Raw genomic sequence first — 18,500 nt, 5'->3', positions numbered from 1 at the left:
CCGGATGGGAATCGTTCTGGGGCCGAACCGGTACGGCAAGGCACAGACCCGGGTGGTCCGGGTGGACCGCGACGGCGACCGGCACACCCTGCGCGACCTCAACGTCTCCGTCGCGCTCGCCGGTGACCTCGCCGCCACCCACCTCACCGGCGACAACAGCCAGGTGCTGCCGACCGACACGCAGAAGAACACGGTGTACGCGTTCGCCCGTCGCCACGGCATCGCCAGCGCCGAGGAGTTCGGCCTGCTGCTGGCCCGGCACTTCGTGGACAGCCAGCCCGGCATCACCCGGGCCCGGGTCGACATCGAACAGTACGACTGGCGACGGCTCGGGCCGCACTCGTTCGAACGCGACGGCGGCTCCACCCGTACCGCCACGGTCCGCTACGACGGCGACCGGGCGGAGGTGATCGCCGGCCTGTCCGACCTGGTCCTGCTCAACTCCACCGACTCGGAATTCCGGGGCTACGTCGTCGACCCGTACACCACCCTGCCGGAGACCGACGACCGGATCCTCGCCACCGCCGTCGACGCCCGGTGGCGCTACGCCGGCACCGCGCCGCCCGGCGGCTTCGACGCCGCCCACGCAGCGGTACGCCAGGCGCTGGTCGACGCGTTCGTCGGCACCTACAGCCGGTCCCTGCAGCAGACGCTGTACGCGATGGGTGAGCGGGTGCTGACCGACCGGCCCGACGTGGTGGAAGTGCGGCTGGCCCTGCCGAACAAGCACCACCTGCTGGTCGACCTGAGCCCGTTCGACCTGGACAACCCGAACAGCGTCTTCGTCGCCGCCGACCGGCCGTACGGGCTGATCGAGGGCACCGTCACCCGCGACGACGCGCCGCCGGAGCTGGGGCAGTGGTGATCGTCGTCACCGGCGCCGCCGTCGCCACGGTCGACGTCGCCGGCACCGAGCACCGCGACGGGCATCTCGTCGTCGGCGCCGACGGTCGGATCGCCGCCGTCGGCCCCGGCGACGTGCCCACCGGCCTGCTCGACACGCTCACCGGCGGGGATCCGCGCCGGGTACGCCGGATCGACGCCACCGGCTGCCTGGCCACCCCCGGCCTGGTCAACACCCACCACCACCTCTACCAGTGGGCCACCCGGGGCCTGGCCCAGCAGCAGAACCTGTTCGGCTGGCTGACCACCCTCTACCCGGTCTGGTCGCGGCTGGACGCCGACACGGTGCACGCCGCCGCCGCGGCCAACCTCGGCTGGCTGGCACTGTCCGGCTGCACCACCAGCACCGACCACCACTACGTCTTCCCCCGCGACGGCGGTGACCTGTTCGCCGCCGAGATCGACGCCGCGCGCCGGATCGGGCTGCGGTTCCATCCCTGCCGGGGTTCGATGGACCTCGGCCGCTCGGCCGGTGGACTGCCCCCGGACTCCACCGTGGAGGACACCGACGCCGCGCTGGCCGCCACCGAGGCGGCGATCGACCGCTGGCACGACCCGGCACCGGACTCGATGCTGCGGGTCGCCGTCGCCCCCTGCTCGCCGTTCTCGGTCACCCCCCGGCTGATGCGCGAGTCGGCCGAACTGGCCCGCCGCCGGGGGGTCCGGCTGCACACCCACCTCGCCGAGACCGTCGAGGAGGAGGAGTACTGCCGGACCACGCACGGCTGCACCCCGGTGCAGTACGCCGAACAGCTCGGCTGGCTCGGCGACGACGTGTGGCTGGCGCACGGCGTCCACCTCGACGACGCGGCGGTGGCCCGGCTCGGCGCCACCGGCACCGGCGTCGCGCACTGTCCCAGCTCCAACGCGCGGCTCGGGGCCGGCACCGCCCGGGTGACCGATCTGCTCGCCGCCGGCGTGCCGGTCGGCCTGGGCGTCGACGGCGCCGCCAGCCAGGAGGTCGGCCACCTCGGCGCGGAGCTGCGCCAGTCGCTGTACGCCGCCCGGCTGCGCGGCGGACCGGCGGCGCTGACCGCCCGCGACGCCCTCGCGTTGGGCACCATCGGCGGCGCACGCTGCCTGGGCCGGGCGGCCGAGACCGGCTCGCTGGAGGTGGGCAAGCTCGCCGACATCGCGCTGTGGCGGGTCGACGGGCTGGGCCATGCCGGCATCGACGACCCGGTCGCCGCGCTGGTGCTCGGCCCACCCGCCCCGGTGGAGCTGCTGCTGGTCGGTGGCCGGCCGGTCGTCGAACGCGGCGAGCTGCGTACCGCCGACGCCGCCGACCTGGCCCGCGAGGCCGCCCGTACGCACCGGACCCTGATGACCCCGGTCCCATCGAACAGGAGTGACCTCTGATGCCCCGCAGCCAGGTCGACCCGCTGCCACCTACCGGCGACGTGCTGACCGGTGACGCGGTGGCCTTCCTCACCGGACTGCACCGCCGGTTCGCCGGCCGGCGGACCGAGCTGCTCGCCTCCCGTGGTCGCCGCCGGGCCGACATCGCCCGCACCGGCCGGTTGGACTTCCGGGCCGACACCGCGCAGGTGCGGGCCGGTAGCTGGACGGTGCCGCCGCCCCCGCCCGACCTGGCCGACCGGCGGGTGGAGATCACCGGTCCCACCGACCGGAAGATGACCGTCAACGCGTTGAACTCCGGTGCCCGGGTCTGGCTGGCCGACTTGGAGGACGCGAACACCCCGCACTGGGCGAACGTGATCGACGGGCAACGCAACCTCGCCGACGCCGTCCGGCGCACCATCGAGCTGCGGACCGAGACGAAGACCTACCGGCTCGGCCCCGGGCCGTACCCGACGATCGTGGTCCGGCCCCGTGGCTGGCACCTCGACGAGCGGCACCTCGTCTTCGACGGTGCGCCGGCCGTCGGCGCGCTGGTCGACGCCGGCCTGTACCTGTTCCACAACGCCGCAGAGCTGCTGCGCCGGGGCAGCGGCCCCTACCTCTACCTGGCCAAGACGGAGAGCCACGAGGAGGCCGCGCTGTGGCATGACGTGTTCGTCCATGTCGAGCAGACGCTCGGCCTGCCGGCCGGGAGCATCCGGGCCACCGTGCTGATCGAGACGATCACCGCGGCGTTCGAGATGGACGAGATCCTGTGGGCACTCGGCCCGTACGCCGCCGGGCTCAACGCCGGTCGGTGGGACTACCTCTTCAGCATCATCAAGAACTTCCGCGACGCCGGCGAGCGGTTCGTGCTGCCGGACCGGGCGGCGGTCACGATGACCGCGCCGTTCATGCGCGCCTACACCGAACTGCTGGTCGCCACCTGCCACCGGCGCGGCGCGATGGCGATCGGCGGCATGTCGGCCTTCATCCCCAACCGGCGGGACGCCGACGTCACCGCCCGCGCCGTCGACCAGGTCCGGGCCGACAAACGTCGGGAGGCCGCCGACGGCTTCGACGGGTCCTGGGTCGCCCACCCCGACCTGGTGCCGGCCTGCCGCGAGGTGTTCGACGAGGTCCTCGGCGACCGGCCCAACCAGCTCGACCGGCAACGCCCGGACGTGTCGGTCACCGCCGCGCAACTGCTGGACGTCGCCGCCACCGGCGGTGCCGTGACCGAGGCCGGGCTGCGCGCGAACGTCGCCGTCGCGGTGCGCTACCTGGAGGCCTGGCTGCGCGGCAACGGCGCGGTGGCGATCGACAACCTGATGGAGGACGCGGCCACCGCCGAAATCTCCCGGTCGCAGATCTGGCAGTGGATCCGCAACGGGGTACGGCTGCCCGACGGCACCCTGGTGACCGCCGATCTGGTCCGGGCCATCGGCGACGCCGAACTCGCCGCGATCCGCGCCGCGCTGACCGAACCGGACTGGGCGGCGAGTCGGTTTCCGCAGGCCCGGGCGTTGTTCGAGGAGGTCGCCCTTGGTCCCGACTACGTCGACTTCCTGACCCTGCCGGCGTACCGGTTGATCGACTGATGGCCCGGCTCGATCCGGCGGTGTACGCCGCGTTGGACGACCGGCTCGCCGACGTCGACGCCGCGCTGCGGGCCCGCTATCCGGGCGAGGCGTCGGGGCGCCAGCCGGTGCACACCGTGTACGTGCCCGCCGACCGGGTCACCGCCGACCTGGTGCCGACCTGGGGCGCGGCGGCGTTGGCCGCGCTGGACGCCCATCCGCCGGCACCGTACCCGGTCGAGCTGGACCGACGGGTACGCGCCAAACTGGCCCGCGAGCCGGTCGAGGACCTGCGCATCGACGTCGAGGACGGGTACGGCGTACGCGACGACGCCATCGAGGACGCAGACCTGCGGGCCGCGGCACGTGCGTTGACCGAGGCACGGGCCGCCGGCGTGGGCCCACCGCGCGTCGGGGTGCGGATCAAGTGTCTGGAGGCGGCCACCCGGCGGCGGGCGGTCCGCAGCCTCGACCTTTTCCTGGACGCCTGCGCTGGGCCGCCCGACGGCTTCGTGGTCACCCTGCCGAAGGTGAGCCACCCGGCCCAGGTCGCCGCGATGGTCGACGTCTGCGGCCGGCTGGAGCAGGCGTACGGGCTGGTGGACGGGGCGCTGCGGTTCGAGATCCAGATTGAGACTCCGGCGGCGATTCTCGCTCCCGACGGCACCGCGACCGTCGCCCGGCTGATCGGTGAGTCAGCCGGACGGTGTGCCGGACTCCACTTCGGCACCTACGACTACGGAACCGCCTGCGGCATCGCCGCCGATTACCTGAGTATGGACCATCCAAGTTCCGACCACGCGAAAGCCGTCATGCAGGTGGCCGCCGCCGGCACCGGTGTACCGCTCAGCGACGGCTCCACCAACATCCTGCCGGTCGGCGACACCGAGACGGTGCGCTCCGCCTGGCAGCGCCACGCCGGCCTGGTCCGCAGATCCCTGGAACGCGGCTTCTACCAGGGCTGGGACCTGCACCCGCACCAGTTGCCGACCCGGTTCGCGGCGACCTACGCCTTCTACCGTGCCGGCCGGGAGCAAACCGTCCGGCGGCTCGACGCCTACCTCGCCCGCCGGTCCGGCGGAATTCTCGACGAGCCGGCGACCGCCCGGGCGCTGGCCCGGTTCCTGCTGCGCGGGCTGGACTGCGGCGCTGTCGACCCGGCCGACGCCGGCTTCGACCGCACCGTACTGACCACCCTGGCCGGTCCGGGCGCCACCGAGGTCGCCCCGACCGCCGACCGCGATGCCGGGCCGACCGCCGCTGGAGATGCCGGGCCGACCGCCCACCTGCCGACCGCGTCCGGTGAGGAGCCCACCGACCATGCCCGTTGATCTGGTACTGCGGTCTCGCCGCACGGTGCTGCCCGACGGTGAGCGTCCGGCCGCAATCGCCGTCGGCGACGGTCGGATCGTCGCCGTCGCCGACTACCGGGAACACGTGCCGGCGACGGTCGACAGCGACCTCGGCAACGTCGCGCTGCTGCCCGGACTCGTCGACACCCACGTGCACGTCAACGAACCCGGCCGTACCGAGTGGGAAGGGTTCGCCACCGCCACCCTGGCCGCCGCCTCCGGCGGCGTCACCACCATCGTCGACATGCCGTTGAACAGCCTTCCGCCGACCGTCGACCCGGCCGCGCTGGCCGTCAAACGGCGGGCCGCCGCCGGGCAGTGCCATGTCGACGTCGGCTTCTGGGGCGGCGCGGTCCCCGGCAACCAGCAGGTGATGCCCGACCTGTACGCCGCCGGGGTCTTCGGGTTCAAGGCGTTCCTCGCCGACTCCGGGGTGCCGGAGTTCCCCCCACTGGACACCGGTCAGCTCGCCGCCGCGTTGGCGGCCGTGCCCGCCCTGTTCGTGGTGCACGCCGAGCAACCCGACCAGCTCATGGCCGCCGCCTCCTCGACCCGCTACCGGGACTTCCTCGCCAGCCGGCCGGCGGCGGCCGAGATCGAGGCGGTCACCGCCGCCATCGACGTCGCCCGTCGGGTCGGTGCCCGGCTGCACATCCTGCACCTGTCCGCTGCCGGCGCGGTGCCGGTGCTGGCCGCTGCCCGGCGGGCCGGGGTGCCGGTCAGCGCCGAGACCTGCCCGCACTACCTGACTCTGGCCGCCGAGGAGATCCCGGACGGGGCCACCGAGTTCAAGTGCTGTCCGCCGATCCGGCAGCGCGACAACCAGGACGCGCTGTGGGCAGCCCTGGCCGACGGCACCATCTCGTGCGTGGTCTCCGACCATTCCCCCTGCCCGCCCGCGCTGAAGGCACCCGACACCGGGGATTTTGCCGCCGCCTGGGGCGGTATCGCCTCGGTGCAGATGGGGCTGCCGGCAATCTGGACCGAAGCCCGTCGGCGCGGGTTCGCTCTCGGTGACGTGGTCCGGTGGATGTGCCAGGGGCCGGCCGACCTGGTGGGGCTGCCCACCAAGGGCCGGCTCGTCGTCGGCGCCGACGCCGACCTGGTCGCCTTCGACCCGGCGCCGAGCTACCACGTCGACCCCGCCCGGCTGCGGCAACGGCATCCCATCACCCCGTACGCCGGACGACGCCTGACCGGCATCGTCCGGGCCACCTGGCTGCGCGGCGCACCGGTCACCCCGGATGCGCCGCGCGGCCGCCTTCTGTCGCGAGAGGGGACCGTTGACCGGTAGTCACGTATCCACGCCACCGCCCGGTCCGCCGGACGGGCCTGACCCGACCCGACTGCCCGACCTGGCGTCCCGCGCCCTCGGCGGGGGAGTGGTCGCCGCCAACGACGAGTTCTTCGCCGCCGCCGACAACCTGGTCGACCCGCGCCCGCCGGTCTTCGCCGCCGGCACCTTCGGGGCGAAGGGCCAGGTGTACGACGGTTGGGAAACCCGCCGCCGTCGCCAACCCGGCGCGGACCACGCCGTCGTCCGGCTCGGTGCCCCGGGGGTGGTCCGGGCCGTGCTGATCGACACCGCGCACTTCACCGGCAACTACCCGCCGTACGCGGCGGTGGACGGTTGCTCACTCGACGGCTATCCCGGCCCGCAGGAACTCGCCACGGCGCGGTGGACCCCGCTGGTGCCCCGCACCGCGCTGGCCGGGGACAGCCAGCTGGTCGTCCCGGTCGACGTGCCGGCACGGCAGACCCACGTACGGTTGACGATCTTTCCCGACGGCGGGGTCGCCCGGCTGCGGGTGTACGGCGAGCCGGTGCCCGACCCGGATCTGCTGACCGAGGTGCTCGACCTTGCCGCGGTCGAGCACGGTGGCCGGGTCGAGGCGTGCAGCGACCGGTTCTACGGATCCCCGCAGCAGCTGCTGCTACCCGGGCCGGCCCGCACGATGGGCGAGGGCTGGGAGACCGCCCGCCGCCGCGACGACGGCAACGACTGGGTCCAGGTCCGGCTCTGTGCCGTCGGCGTCGTCGAGTTCGTCGAGCTGGACACCAGCCACTTCAAGGGCAACGCCCCGGCGGCGGCCCGGCTGCTCGGCACCGACCTCACCGGCACCGATCCGGCCCTCGACGGCGGCTCCGGCGTTGACTCCACCGACTGGCCGGAGCTGCTGCCGTTGACCCCGTTGCAACCGGACACCCGGCACCGTTTCCGGCTGGACCGGCCCCGCCCGGTCAGCCACGTCCGGCTGGACATCCATCCCGACGGCGGGATGGCCCGGCTGCGCCTGTTCGGCCGGCTCACCACCGTCGGCGCCGCCGACCTAGCCGCCCGGTACCGGACGGCGGCTGCGACCGGCTGACCTGGCCGGGACATACGTCGAAGGGCCGGACCCCGCACCCGGGGTCCGGCCCTTCGACGCTGTGTCTGCGGTCAGCTGTTCCAGTGCTGGGCGACCAGTTCGGCGGCCTGGGTCTCCCACTGGGCGTAGTGGAACGGGAACGCCGACACCTGGACGGTCTGGGCGGCCTCGGTCAGCGGCATGTCCTGCCAGCCGTCGACCTGCTTCAGGGCGTCGAGGAACGCGGTGGTGGAGTACTCGACGTCGGTGATCTGCTCGACGGTGCCCCAGCCCGACGACGGGCGCTGCTGGAACAGGCCCTGCGAGTCGTGGTCGTTGCGGTCGCCGAGGTGGCCGAGGTTCTCCAGCTTGGACTCCTGCAGGGCGGTGGCGATGGCGACCACGGCGGCCCGCTCGTCCATGCCGGCCTTCTTCGTGGCGGCGATGATGCCCTTGACGTTGTCGGTCTGCTCGCCGGACAGGCTGATGCGGGACTGTTCGCCCTGCACGCCGTGCGGGGTCAACTTGCCGGTGTCGACGCGGTCGCTGCTGGCGGCGGCCACGGGTGCGGCCAGGGCGGTGGGGGCGTGGTCGGCGGCCAGGGCGGGGGCGGCGACCGCGCCGCCGGCCAGGGTGAGCCCGGCGATGCCGAGGGCGGTGGTGCGCAGGCTGGTACGCAGGGTGCGGGTGATGATCGTGGTCATGGGGGTCCACCTTCCGTTTGCCGAGGGGGCACACCCGTCACGGGCGGGCGGGTGCGCGGTAAACGGTCATCCGGGTGGTACGGGATCTCAGACGTGCGATGTCGGCTCGCGGCGGCTCCGGCACGCCCCGGGGTGGGGCGCGGGTGCGCTGCTGCGCGCCGTGACCATGTACAACCACGCCGGCCCGCCGACGATTCCCGACCGGGTCCACCGACCCGATCCACTGGCCGGGCCGGAGCCTGACTGCCGATTGGCGGCTGCGGGCCGGAGTGCGTGGCGCGACCATGCACAACGAGCCCGCCCGCCGGATCATTCCGCGTCGGCCGCCGGGCCGGGGATGGTCGTCTCCCGCCGAGGTGTCGGCACCTGCGGCGTACCACCGGCCCCGTCGGACTCCATCACCAGGTAACGGGGTCGGCGCTTCGTCTCGTAGTAGATCCGACCGATGTACTCGCCGATCACGCCGAGGATCATCATCTGGATACCGCCGAGACCGATGACGCTGACGATGATCGTGGTGTAGCCGGGGGCGTCGATCCCCCGGATCAGCGCGGCCGCGACCACCCAGGCCGCATACGCCACGGCGATGAACGTGAGCCCCATACCGGCGTAGATCGCCGACCGCAGCGGCCGGTCGTTGAACGACAGCAGCCCGTCGAACGCGTAGTTCAACAGGGACCGGAAACTCCAGCGGCTGCCACCACCGGCGCGGGCCTCGTTCGGGTACGCGAACACCACGGTGTTGAACCCGATCCACGAGTAGAGGCCCTTGGAGAACCTGTTGTACTCGGGCATGGCCCGCAACGCGTCGACCGCCCGGCGGGACAGCAGCCGGAAGTCGCCCGCACCGTCGAGCAGTTGCACGTCCACCCAGCGGTTCATCAGCCGGTAGAACGTCCGCGACGCGACGGTACGGACGAACCGGTCACCCCGTCGGTCGCGGCACGCGATGACCTGGTCGTACCCCTGCCGGTACAGGGCGACCATATCGGGCAGCAGGCGCGGAGGGTGTTGCAGGTCGGCGTCCATCACGATGACGGCGTCCCCGCTGGCCCGGTCCAACCCGGCGAGCATCGCCGACTCCTTGCCGAAGTTGCGGCTCAGCGCGAGATACCGGACGGCCGGGTCGGCCGCCGCCAGCCGGCGCAACTCGGCCAAGGTGCCGTCGGTGCTGCCGTCGTCGACGTAGACGTACTCGACCTCGACGTCGTCGAGCGCGGTCACCGCGGTGGTCACCGCCGTGTGCAGCCGGGTCAGCGAGGCGTCCTCGTTGAAGCAGGGCACCACGACCGACAGCCGCAGCGGCCGACCGCCCGGCGCGGGTGGTTCGGCCTGTGGGCCGGCCGGCCCGGGACGCTCAGTCGAGCCGGTAGACGAGGACACCGTCGATCTCCTCACGGGCGATGCCCAGCCCGTCGACCGGACGTTGGGCGACACCGTCCCACGGCGTCCCGACCAGCCGGTCCGGCATCACCAGCACCGTACGCACCCCCAGGTCGCGCAGGTATCCGACGCTCGCCGGGTCGGGAAAGAACGCGGTGACCGCCCGGGTCTGCTCCTGGCTCGCCGGGACGAAACCGGCCAGGCCGTTGGCAACCTGCGGGAAGTCTCCCTCGGTGGTCCACAGCATTACGTTCAACTCGAACGCGCCGGCGTCGCTGGGCAGCACCAGTACCGGCCCGGTGAGCTGGTCCCAGGCAGCCGGTGGGGTGGGCACCTGCGGGTGAGCGGTCCGGTTCATCCCCTCGACCACCACCAGCGCCAGGGGGATCGCCAGGGCGGCACCGGCGGCCCGCCGGGACCACTGCGGCCATCCGGTGGTGGACCGGCGCAGCGCGGCGGCTGCGGCCGTGAGGGTTCCGGCGGCCAGCACTGCGAGGAGCAGGCTGGTCCAGATCATCATCCGTCCCGGGGTACGCAGCGCGTCCCAGCCCGGCAGGTGCTTGGACAGCGTCAGGTAGCCGGGGTCGCCGTCGCCGCCGAGCGTGGCGCCGAGGGCGAGCAGCGCTGTGCCGATGACTCCGGCGGCGAGCGCCACCCGGTGCCGGATCCGCAACGACGAGACGATCAGGCCGGCGGCGGCCAGGGCGATCAGCGTCACCCCGGGCAGCAGCGTCATCTCCGGCGGCCAGAAAATCTGCTCCCGGGTGCCGGCGTGCCGTTCTCCCCACAGCCAGGACTCGGCGGGTGCGGTGATCAGGCCGACCACCGGCGGGGAGAACATCTCGGTCCAAGCCAGGCTCCGCTCCGCCTGCGGGTTGAGCTCGACGACGCGGAAGTAGGCCGCCGCGATCGCGAGGGTGACCGCGCCGAAGATCACCCCGCCGACGGCGTCGGCGACGAGTAGCCGCCGGCCGAACGGTGGGCGGCGGCGGTGTCGCCACCAGGAGATCCCGTAGCCGCCGGCGGCGACGATCCCGGCGGCGAGCAGGAAGTAGACCAGTGGCAGTCCGATGCCGAAGCCGAGGCTGATCTGCCAGGCGGCCACCAGCCAGCCGGCGAGGGCCCAGCCCGGTCTGCGCCGTTCGGGGCGGTAGCCGTGCCGCAACGACCAGCCGTGGCCACGGGCGAGCATCGCCAGACACAGTGCGATCCCACCAGTGGAGAGGATGTTCATGTGCCCGGAGTGGGCCAGCCGCCAGGGGGCGAAGGCCCACGCGACCCCGGCCACCGCCGCGCCGATCCGGCCCGCGCCGAGCTGTCGGATCAGGGCGTACGCGCCGATGAACGCCAACGCGTACAGCAGCACGTACAGGATGTTGTAGCGGATCAGCGCGGCTTCGAAGCCGGAGCCGATCATCCCGGCCGGTGCGTAGCCGAGGAGTGTGTCGCTGTACGCGTAGGTGTAACGCTCGGGGAAGAACGTGTTGGAGTGCCAGAGCCCGGTCGGGTCGGTCGACAGCGCGTGCCCGCCCCAGGCCACCTGCCAGGCCTGCAGGGTGGGGTCGGCGATGTCGCCGGGGATGGTGCTGGCGGGATGTCGCAGGGTGGGCCAGGTCAGCACCACCGCGAGGAGCAGTCCGCCGAGCACGGCCAAGGTCCATTCGTGCCGCAGGAACCGCCACAGCGGGGGCCGGGGGGCGGACGGGCGGTCTTGAGCGGTCTCCACGAGAATCGATGATCTCAAATCAGGACGTGGGCTGTCGAACCCGCCCGTCACTTGTCGGGCCGGATCTGGTCCGCCGATCATCGTCGCTTCCGGTGACCCCGCGCAAGCCCGGCCGGACCTGCGAGAACCAGGGTTCGCTGTCGCTGACGTCAGCCTCAGCGGCTGTGGTGGGGTCCGTGCCGGAGCGCAGGTCGTGCCGGAACGCAGATCGCACCGGAACTGGTCGCCGGGCAGACCGGGTGACCGCGGATCCGTTGCACAATGAGCCGATTGCCCGGGATTGACCCAGAAAGCCATCTTCAGGCCTGTTGTCCTGAGGGTCGGGTGTGTAACGCTGACGTTTCGCATCTGCCCGACGTCCTGACAGACGTCCAATGGGGAGGTATTGGTGACACGTTCGAGAAGACTCGTGGCGGCCGGACTGGCCGCCGTACTCGTGATCGGGCCGGGGCAACCTGGCCGGGCCACGCCGACGGACGGAGACGGCGCCAGTCGGACCTCTGCCGGACAGGCGCCGGCCGGTCAGCGCGCCACGGTCACCCTGCTCACCGGCGACCAGGTCACCGTCACCGGTTCCGGCGCCGCTGCACTGCGCCCGGGCGAGGGCCGCGAGGGCATGCAGTTCCGCACCTACCGGATCGACGGGGAGCTGCACGTCGTCCCACGCGACGCCGCCGAGCTGGTTCAACGCGGCACGCTGGACCGCCGACTGTTCAACGTCACCAAGTTGATCGAGTGGGGCTACCACGACGCCGCGCGGGACACCCTGCCGCTGATCGTCACCACCGCGCGGGGCGACGTCGCCGCCCGTGGCGCCGCCGTGCTCGCCGTTGACGGCCTCGACGCGCAGCGCGACCTGCCGGCGATCGACGGCGCGGCGGTGACCGCCGACAAGTCCACCATCGCCGATCTGTGGACCACGGTGTCCGCCGGCCTGCCCGCCCGTACCGCCGGCCCCGGCGTCGAACGGATCTGGCTGGACGGCAAACGGCGGATGCTGCTGGACCGCAGCGTCGCGCAGATCGGTGCGCCTGCCGCTCACCGGGCCGGTTTCACCGGTGCCGGCGTCACCGTCGGTGTCATGGACAGCGGCGTCGACACCGGACACCCCGACCTGGCGGACGTGGTGGTCGAGACGCGCAACTTCACCGACGCGCCGGAGGACGGTGACACCGTCGGCCACGGCACCCATGTCGCTTCGATCATCGCCGGCAGCGGCGCCGCGTCCGGCGGCAGGTACCGGGGCGTCGCCCCGGACGCGAAGATCATCTCCGCGAAGGTCTGTCCGGCGGCCTGGTGCGACGACTCGGCGATGATCGACGCGATGCACTGGTTCGCCGTGGACAAACAGGTCCCGGTGGTCAACATCAGCATCGGCGGCGGCGACGGACCCGAGATCGACCCCCTCGAGGAGGCGGTCAACACCCTCACCGAGCAGACCGGCACCCTGTTCGTCATCTCCGCCGGCAACGCCGGCGCCGACCGTACCGTCGGGTCACCCGGCAGCGCCGACGCGGCACTGACCGTCGGCGCGGTCGACCGCGACGGCTCGCTGGCCGACTTCTCCAGCCGTGGCCCGCGGGTCGGCGACGACGCTGTCAAACCCGACATCACCGCACCCGGCGTCGACATCGTCGCCGCCCGCGCCGAGGGCACCACCCTCGACGTCCCGATCGACGAGCACTATGTTTCCGCGCCGGGCACCTCGATGTCGGCGCCGCACATCACCGGTGCCGTCGCGCTGCTCGCCCAACAACAGCACCAGTGGACCGCGCAGCAGTTCAAGTCCACCCTGATGGGGTCCGCCGCGCCACACCCCGGCACCGGCGCGTACCAGCAGGGCGCCGGCCTGGTCGACGTCGCCCGCGCCGTCACCCAGACGGTGACCGCCACGCCGGCCAGCATCTCCTACGGCCGCGCCCTCTGGCCGCACCAGGACGACGAGCCGGTCAGCCGGACCGTGACCTACCGCAACACCGGCACCGAGCCGGTCACCCTCGACCTGGCCTGGGAGATCACCGGACCGGCGGGCGCGTCAGTGCCGGCCGGCATGTTCGCCACCAGCGCCGCGCGGGTCGAGGTGCCCGCCGGCGGTACGGCCAGCGTCGACGCCACCGCCGACACCAGCGTCGACGCGGTCGACGGCTACTACAGCGGACACCTGGTCGCCACCGCCGGGCAGACCCGGGTCGTCACCCCCGTCGGGGTGCACCGCGAGGTCGAGAGCTACGACGTGACCGTGTCGCACATCGACGTCGACGGCGGACCAGCCCAGTCGTACTGGACCGCACTGGTCGGTCTGGACAATTCGCACTTCGACTTTCCGTACCACGAGGACGGCACCGTGGTGACCCGACTACCCAAGGGCGAGTACGGTCTGTTCGCCACGATCGATGAATTCGACGAGGAGGGCGAGCCGACCAGCAGTGCCGTTCTCGCCCAGCCGCGCCTCACCGTCGCTGCGGAGGCCACTGTCACCCTGGACGCCCGGCAGGCCGCACCGGTGCGGGCCACCGTGCCGCAACCGGCCGCGCGGGCCGCGATCGTCGACGTGACCGTCGGCTTCGACACCGTCAGCGGTCCGGCGGGCGTCGGTGCCGCGTACCCCGGATTCGACGGGGTGTCGTCGAAGCAGCTCGGCGGCGACGACCCGGCGCCTGCGTTCGGCTCATCCATCTCCCACCAGTGGTTCAAGCCGGACCCCGACGGCGGGTACGCGAACAGCCCGTTCGCCTACGCGCTGAGTGAGGTCTTCGACGGCCGGCTGCCCACCGGGTACCAGCGCGACTACGCCGCGGGTGACCTGGCCCGGGTCCGGCAGGACTTCCGGGGCATCCCGACCGGTGACGTCTCCGACCGGCTGCTCGTCGCCGAGTTCGACGACCCGAAGTTGGGCGCGCTCACCGAGCTGACCGAGGTGCGCGTTCCAGGCGAACGGATCGAGTGGTACAGCACCGACCGGGTGGCCTGGTTCTCCGACCTGTACTTCTCCAACTACTCGGTGGAGGACGACTGGCTGGAACCGGTGTCGTTCCTGTACGCACCGGCCCGCGCCTACCCCGCCGGCGCCCGGCGCACCGACATCTGGAACCTGCCGCCGTTCGGCCCGGCGATGCCGGCGACGTCGTCGCCGACCGGCTGGGCCAGCCGACTCGGCGACGAGATCCTGGTGGAGGTGCCGCTGTTCGGTGACGCCGCCGGGCACGCCGGCGGTTCGGTCGCACTGACTGAGCGCACCGCGCTCTACCATGCGGGCGAGCTGGTCGAGGAGTGGGAGACCGGTGGCTTCGGCTATTTCGTCGTGCCACCCGGCCAGGCCGACTACCGGCTGGAGACGTCGGCAACCCGTGACGCCGGTGACCTGGCCACCGAGGTGAGCCTGGCCTGGACCTTCAAGTCGGGTCGGGTCAACGGCGATCAGTGGCGGCGGCTGCCGGTCATGGTGGCCCGGCCGGCGCCGCCGGTCGACGAGGCCGGCGCCGCCCCGGCCGGCGACCAGGTCGACATTCCGGTGACGGTGCGCCGGCAGACCGGGGTACCGGTCAACCTGGACGCGTTGTCGGTCGAGGTCTCCTACGACGACGGCACCACCTGGCTGCCGGCTCCGGTGCGTGCCGACGGCCGCAGCTGGGTGGCCACGGTCCAGCATCCGGACAGCGACGGCTACGTGTCGCTGCGGTTCGGCGCCGAGGACCGCAAGGGCAACACGCTCACCCAGACGGTGATCCACGCCTACCGGCTGGCCTCCGCCGACTAGCGTTCCTCGCCCCGAAGGCCCCGGTGGCCGTGACCCGAGTACGGGTGGCGGCCACCGGGGCCGCACCAGCTGGGGCGCCGGATCGATCTGAGGGGGGTGCCGGTTCGGCTCAGACCGTGCCGAAGAAGGACTTCAGCGCGGGCACCCGGCGGATGAGGAACTGGTCCAGCGCCAGGACGACCAGCAGGGAAAGGCCGAACAGGGGCAGGAAGACGCCGAGTACGACCATGGAGGCGAGCAGTACCCAGTTGCCCCAGACGGGGAGTTTCGCCCGCGGTGCGGCGAGGCCGGAGGCCGTTGCCCGACGGGTCCACCACATCATCGGTCCGGTGACGCACATGAAGATCACGGCGAGGCAGAACAACGTGGACATGATCGTGTTGAAGGTGCCGAGGCGGCGCCCTTCGTGCAGGGCGATGCCCTGCGAGACGACCTTCGCCATCGCGCTGTAGTCGTCGTAGCCGTACTGGCCGACCACGTCGCCGCTGTACTGGTCGACGTGGATCGTCGTCTCCTGGGTCACGTCGGATTCGGCGGGGTTGCCGACGTCGTACCACTGGCTGCTCATCACGCTGAACACCCCGGTCTCGCCCTCCGGGTACAGGATGAGGTACGGCTCGGGGGCACCCAGCGCCCGGGCGGCGTCGATCGCGCGGTCGATCGAGATCGGGGTGCCGCTGCCGGTGCTGCTGCCCTGCGGGGCGTTGCCGGAGGCCCACCCGGCGGGTGCTGACTGACCGTCGGCGTCCTCGATCTGCTGTCTGATGGTCGACTCGGCACCTGGGTCCGCGCCCCACAGCCCGGAGCCGGAGTCGACGGCGATCTGCTGGGCCTGAGCACCCCACACACCGGTCCAGGGCAGCCCGGAGACGACCAGCAGCAGGATGCCGAGGCCGACGGGGAGCCCGACGAGGGCGTGGTAGCTGCGCAGCCGGGCACCGCGCTTGCCCTTGGCTTCGGCGCCACTGCGCGCACGGCGGCCGAGGAAGAAGATGATGAACCCGGTGATCGTCAGCACGATGGCCCAGGACGCACCGAGTTCGACGATGCGGTCGCCGAACCCGCCGTCGCCGATGAGCAGGTCGCCGTGGATGCGCTCGGCCCAGGTGGAGATGAGTTGGTCCTGGCTGAGCTCGCCGGTGACGGTGGCGGTGTAGGGGTCGACGTAGATGTTGGTGCTGCCACCGTCCTCCAGACCGGCGACGAACAGGGTCGCCCGGTCGCCGGTGCCGTCCTGCACGGACAGGATGGGACGGTCCGGGAACTCCGCGCGGACGGCCGCTTCCTGGGCGGACAGCTCGGCCTGTTGCGCGCCGTCGGCCACCGGCACCTGCAGTACCCCGGGGTGGGCCAGGGAGTCCACCTCTGCCCGGAACATGTACGTCATGCCACTGACGGCCAGGCAGAAGAGTACGGGTATGACGAGGACCGACCCGTAGAAGTGCCAGCGCCAGAACGCGGCGAACCAGTTCGTCTTCCGCGGCCGGGCCGGGGACGAGGGTGCGTCCTCGGGCGGCGTCTCCCCGGGAGGCGGTGTCTCGGCTTCCATGGTGGTCATCGCGGTGGCCCTTCCTGATCAGCACGTTGTTCGTCGGCGCGGCCTGTGGTACTAGCTAGAGTCGTGCTGGAGACGCCGTGGGTTCCCGTCCTGACGATCGTTTTCCTGCTGACAGGGCTCGTCTGTGTCGGTGACCTGGTCATCCGTCGTCGTGGCGTGCCACCCGACCAGGCGTTCTCCGACGCGGAGCTGATCGACATCAATCACTGCGTGATGAGTGTCGCGATGATTCTGATGGCCTGGCTGATGGTGGACGGCCCGGTCGCCTGGGCGCAGGTCGCGATCTTCGGCATCCTGGTGCTCGCGTTGCTGCCCGGGTACGGGCGGGCGCGTGGCACGTCGGAGCGCGTCGACGTGCTGGGCCACGTCACGCAGAACCTGGCGATGATCTGGATGCTCGCGGCGATGCCGACCCTGATGTCGGAGTTGGGGGTCGGCGGCGGCTCCGGGCACGCGCATGGCGTAGCCGCCGCCGGTGCGGAACCGACCCCCACCCCGGCGTGGGCGGACATGACGAACGTCGTCTTCGTGGCCCTGAGCACGGCCGGGGCGCTGTGGTGGCTCTACCGCGCCGCGACGACGTCCGGCCATCGGCTGCATCTGCTCAGCTACGGCGTCATGAGCGCAGGCATGGCGACGATGCTGCTGCTGATGAACGTGTGAGACCCGCTGGCGGGTACGGATCAGCCCTCGGTCCGGTCCTCATCGCGGACCGGACCGGACCGAGGCTGCGGTGCGTGGCAGCCGGGCCGGTCAGCTTCCGGCTGGCCGGTGATCAGCGGGTGACGGTGATGTTGGCGATGAACGACCGCCAGGCAGCCGGGGCGAAGTCGAGGGTGCCGCCATCGCGGTCCTTGGTGTCCCGGACGAACACCCGACCAGGAATATTCTCGGCCACCTCGACACAGCCGCTCGTGTCGCTGTGCGTGCTCTTGTGCCAGCGTGCGCCGGTCATGTCCACTTCTCCGCCATCCTCACGATCACGTCGCGGCTTTGATTCCCCGGCAGAGCGTACTCCCGCACGGCCTCCCAGGTCCGTTCGAGGTCGGCGGTGTCCTCAGAGCCCTCCACGACGCGACCCTTGAGGTGGCCTTCAAGGTAGCCGACTGATCTGCCCTCGACTGTCGCGAGCGTGAACGGGCCATCCATCCCGAGGTAGGCACCCGCGCTGGTCGGAACGATGTGCACCCGGATGCTGGGCAACTCGCTTGCGGCGACGATCGCGAGTAGCTGTTCCCGCATGACCTCCGGCCCGCCGATCTCCCGATGAAGCATCCACTCGTCCATCACCGCAACGAGCTGGCAGGGGTCGGGTTTGCGGCGCAGAATCTCCTGCCGGGTGAGTCGCGTGCCGAGCGCGGCTTCCAAGTCTTCCTCCCTTGCGCCGTAGGCGGTGATGATGGTTCTCGCGTACGCCTCGGTTTGCAGTAGGCCAGGGACTGCGAGTGGTTGGAAGACACGGAGCAAGCTGGCCTGCTGCTCGTGTTCGATGAACGGCCGTAACCACACGGGGGCGTGTTCGCCGATGACGAACTCGCGGTAGAACTTCATGAAGGCGGTGCCGAACACCTTGTCGACCATGCCCAGGTAGTTGGGCAGGGCGGGGCGTTCGCCGCGCTCGATCGAGCCGACGTGCTTTGCCGAGAAGTGGACGCGCTCACCCCAGGACTCCTGGGTGAGGCCCATCGACTCGCGCACCCGCCGTAGCTCCGATATCAGATACTCGCTGCCGCTCACAAGCCCCTCGCATCCCTCGGATTCCCTCGTGCCCACGCGCCGGAGGCATCGCCGAAAGGCGTCCCCGTTGCGTGAAGTCGCCAACCATCTTCCTTGACGAATGCAGAGGCG

The 18,500-nt window shown here is 71.9% G+C and carries 14 protein-coding genes; 8 read left to right on the top strand and 6 right to left on the bottom strand.

Going from position 1 to position 18,500, the window contains the following annotated elements:
* The first annotated feature begins 4 nt into the window (after positions 1 to 4).
* The 6 genes from pucL to alc are packed head-to-tail and all read left to right on the top strand — an operon-like array spanning position 5 to position 7,545.
* Entirely contained in the window at positions 5 to 865 is an 861-nt protein-coding gene (pucL, locus tag O7621_RS21590; RefSeq protein WP_282230938.1) for a factor-independent urate hydroxylase, read from the top strand.
* Positions 859 to 2,262 carry an 8-oxoguanine deaminase gene (locus tag O7621_RS21585; RefSeq protein ID WP_282230937.1) on the top strand — a complete coding sequence of 468 codons (1,404 nt, stop codon included), beginning with the start codon at positions 859 to 861 and terminating at the stop codon, positions 2,260 to 2,262. The genes pucL and O7621_RS21585 overlap by 7 nt, the downstream gene beginning before the upstream one ends.
* Positions 2,262 to 3,845 carry a malate synthase A gene (gene aceB / locus O7621_RS21580; protein WP_282230936.1) on the top strand — a complete coding sequence of 528 codons (1,584 nt, stop codon included), beginning with the start codon at positions 2,262 to 2,264 and terminating at the stop codon, positions 3,843 to 3,845. Before O7621_RS21585 ends, aceB begins: the two co-directional genes overlap by 1 nt.
* A complete protein-coding gene (locus O7621_RS21575) occupies positions 3,845 to 5,155 on the top strand; it encodes an aldolase/citrate lyase family protein (protein WP_282230935.1) in 1,311 nt (436 codons plus the stop codon). Before aceB ends, O7621_RS21575 begins: the two co-directional genes overlap by 1 nt.
* A complete protein-coding gene (allB, locus tag O7621_RS21570; RefSeq protein WP_282230934.1) occupies positions 5,145 to 6,470 on the top strand; it encodes an allantoinase AllB in 1,326 nt (441 codons plus the stop codon). The genes O7621_RS21575 and allB overlap by 11 nt, the downstream gene beginning before the upstream one ends.
* On the top strand, positions 6,460 to 7,545 hold the full coding sequence (alc, locus tag O7621_RS21565) for an allantoicase (protein WP_282230933.1): 1,086 nt from the start codon (positions 6,460 to 6,462) through the stop codon (positions 7,543 to 7,545). The genes allB and alc overlap by 11 nt, the downstream gene beginning before the upstream one ends.
* A 71-nt stretch (positions 7,546 to 7,616) precedes the next feature.
* On the opposite strand, the gene O7621_RS21560 is transcribed toward alc, so the two are convergent.
* From O7621_RS21560 to O7621_RS21550, 3 genes are all read right to left on the bottom strand, one after another.
* Positions 7,617 to 8,204 (bottom strand): hypothetical protein, encoded by a 588-nt coding sequence (locus tag O7621_RS21560; RefSeq protein ID WP_282234678.1) that lies wholly within the window; start codon positions 8,202 to 8,204, stop codon positions 7,617 to 7,619.
* 333 nt (positions 8,205 to 8,537) lie between these two features.
* Positions 8,538 to 9,530, bottom strand: a complete 993-nt coding sequence (locus O7621_RS21555) for a glycosyltransferase family 2 protein (RefSeq protein WP_348775325.1) — start codon at positions 9,528 to 9,530, stop codon at positions 8,538 to 8,540.
* A 55-nt stretch (positions 9,531 to 9,585) separates the two neighbouring features.
* Entirely contained in the window at positions 9,586 to 11,337 is a 1,752-nt protein-coding gene (locus O7621_RS21550; protein WP_282230931.1) for a hypothetical protein, read from the bottom strand.
* A 388-nt stretch (positions 11,338 to 11,725) separates the two neighbouring features.
* Here O7621_RS21550 and O7621_RS21545 point away from each other — a divergent pair, with 388 nt between their 5' ends.
* Positions 11,726 to 15,094 carry a S8 family serine peptidase gene (locus tag O7621_RS21545; RefSeq protein ID WP_282230930.1) on the top strand — a complete coding sequence of 1,123 codons (3,369 nt, stop codon included), beginning with the start codon at positions 11,726 to 11,728 and terminating at the stop codon, positions 15,092 to 15,094.
* A gap of 109 nt (positions 15,095 to 15,203) precedes the next feature.
* On the opposite strand, the gene O7621_RS21540 is transcribed toward O7621_RS21545, so the two are convergent.
* On the bottom strand, positions 15,204 to 16,652 hold the full coding sequence (locus O7621_RS21540; RefSeq protein WP_282230929.1) for a PepSY domain-containing protein: 1,449 nt from the start codon (positions 16,650 to 16,652) through the stop codon (positions 15,204 to 15,206).
* Positions 16,653 to 16,715: 63 nt separating this feature from the next.
* Between O7621_RS21540 and O7621_RS21535 the strand changes: the two genes are divergently transcribed.
* Positions 16,716 to 17,315: a DUF5134 domain-containing protein gene (locus tag O7621_RS21535; protein WP_282230928.1), complete on the top strand. Its 600-nt coding sequence runs from the start codon at positions 16,716 to 16,718 to the stop codon at positions 17,313 to 17,315.
* A 112-nt stretch (positions 17,316 to 17,427) separates the two neighbouring features.
* Here the strand turns inward: O7621_RS21535 and O7621_RS21530 are convergent, their stop codons facing one another.
* Both O7621_RS21530 and O7621_RS21525 read right to left on the bottom strand, forming a co-directional pair.
* The gene (locus O7621_RS21530; RefSeq protein WP_282230927.1) at positions 17,428 to 17,607 is read right to left on the bottom strand and encodes a DUF397 domain-containing protein; all 180 of its coding nucleotides are present in this window, start codon (positions 17,605 to 17,607) and stop codon (positions 17,428 to 17,430) included.
* The gene (locus tag O7621_RS21525) at positions 17,604 to 18,389 is read right to left on the bottom strand and encodes a helix-turn-helix transcriptional regulator (RefSeq protein ID WP_282230926.1); all 786 of its coding nucleotides are present in this window, start codon (positions 18,387 to 18,389) and stop codon (positions 17,604 to 17,606) included. The genes O7621_RS21530 and O7621_RS21525 overlap by 4 nt, the downstream gene beginning before the upstream one ends.
* Positions 18,390 to 18,500 lie beyond the last annotated feature (111 nt).

The organism is Solwaraspora sp. WMMD937, from assembly GCF_029581175.1.
Classification (GTDB): Bacteria; Actinomycetota; Actinomycetes; order Mycobacteriales; family Micromonosporaceae; genus Micromonospora_E.
Note: the sequence above shows the minus strand (reverse complement) of the source record. Positions and strands in the feature narration are given on the sequence as shown.

What these genes read in the sequence shown, in the direction of transcription:
- allB (WP_282230934.1), top strand. Translation starts at nt 5,145, where the DNA reads ATGCCCGTTGATCTGGTACTGCGGTCTCGCCGCACGGTGCTGCCCGAC.
- O7621_RS21530 (WP_282230927.1), bottom strand. Translation starts at nt 17,607, where the DNA reads ATGACCGGCGCACGCTGGCACAAGAGCACGCACAGCGACACGAGCGGC.
- O7621_RS21540 (WP_282230929.1), bottom strand. Translation starts at nt 16,652, where the DNA reads ATGACCACCATGGAAGCCGAGACACCGCCTCCCGGGGAGACGCCGCCC.
- O7621_RS21575 (WP_282230935.1), top strand. Translation starts at nt 3,845, where the DNA reads ATGGCCCGGCTCGATCCGGCGGTGTACGCCGCGTTGGACGACCGGCTC.
- aceB (WP_282230936.1), top strand. Translation starts at nt 2,262, where the DNA reads ATGCCCCGCAGCCAGGTCGACCCGCTGCCACCTACCGGCGACGTGCTG.
- pucL (WP_282230938.1), top strand. Translation starts at nt 5, where the DNA reads ATGGGAATCGTTCTGGGGCCGAACCGGTACGGCAAGGCACAGACCCGG.